Annotated in this window: 1 protein-coding gene; it reads right to left on the bottom strand. The window is 39.4% G+C overall.

The features are described from left to right. A partial coding sequence (locus CD138_RS13525; RefSeq protein WP_444547691.1) for a phage tail protein occupies nt 1-1,423 on the bottom strand: 1,423 nt, incomplete at both ends.

Here is a 1,423-nt window from a genome sequence, read left to right as displayed (position 1 = left end):
ACCTGTCATACTGTCTCTACCTAGTTGCATAAATTTACGTGACGGTGAGTGGCTATCTAACGCGCTTTTTGCTGCGTTCAATGCACTTTTTGCTGCATTCCATGCTGTTTTCGCTAAGTCTCCTGCTTTTTGGACGATACCACTAATCAAACCAGCCACTAAATCGACGCCAGCCTGAACAAATTGACCTATAAAACTTCTAACTGCATTTAGTGCGTCTTGCATACCTTTCCTACAAGCTTCAACAACTTCCCAAAATTTTTGTACAACGGCATTTTTGAAATTAGTCATCGCTTGTCGGATTGATGCCACCCATTGCGCGCCAGTTCCGACTACATAAGCTAGTGCTTCAAGCATTTTTTGTTGCACTGTGCTAGCCACGCGTTGAAACCAATTTGATACAACATTCCATATCGCTATTGCAAAATTTTGTATTGTTTGCCAAATTTGTGACCAACTTGTTACTGTTTGGCCAGTAATTCGAGTATAAGTGTTGAATAAAAACTGTTGAATTTGATTCCAAATTGACGATAATCCCTGCCATATCGTATCGCTCACGTTAGCAATAGTTGTTTGTAAGGTTTGCCATGCCCCCGAAAAATCACCTGACAAGAATTGAATGAAAGCTGTAAAAAGGCCAACGATCCACTGAATCATTCCAGAAATTAGTGCCCCTATCGCTGTGAACGTTACAGTAACAACTGTCCATAAACCTTGTATAGCGGTTATAACACCTTCTACAACCGCGATAAACACATTACCTAAAACTTCATAAAAAATATCACCTAATTGTTGTAACAAAGGCATGATAGGTTGAAGTGTTTCTTGAATTTTACTCCATAGGTCATCAAACCATTTTTTGATACCTTCTACCGCTTCTCCTATGCTTTTTTTGATTGTCTCCCAAGCTTCTATAACAGCATTTCTGAAATCTTCATTCGTGTTCCATAAATAAATTATGAAACCAGCCAATGCTAAAACTGCACCTATTGCTATCCAAATAGGTAAGCTGATACCCGCTAACGCACCGCCCAAGATTGGTAATAGCTTCATAAGATTACCGATAGGGTTCAGAAGTAATCCAACAGCACCTCTTAGTAAGCCGAACGCACCTTTTAAGATAGTTGACGCTCTTGTAAATTTAATGATGTATTTAATTACATCGAAAAGACTTTTACCGAACAGGCCTTTTAGCATAGTGGATACGAATATAATAGGCGTAAGCAAAGCCCAAAAAGCACCACCGAGAATGGTAAGAATACCAAAGAATCTCGCCACATTTGGGTGATTCTCGAATAACGCTGCCGTAAATTCGGCTATTTTGCCTATAAGTTTTAGTAAACCACTTGCGATTGGTGCCATCGCCTTACCAAATGCAACAAGTATACGCACAATATCGCCAATCAGTTTCATAATTACAGGA

The sequence above is a fragment of the Staphylococcus intermedius NCTC 11048 genome (genome assembly GCF_002902385.1).
In the GTDB taxonomy this organism is placed as follows: Bacteria; Bacillota; Bacilli; order Staphylococcales; family Staphylococcaceae; genus Staphylococcus; species Staphylococcus intermedius.
The sequence above is the reverse complement of the archived record's forward strand: the minus strand, read 5'-3'. Positions and strand labels throughout refer to the sequence as shown.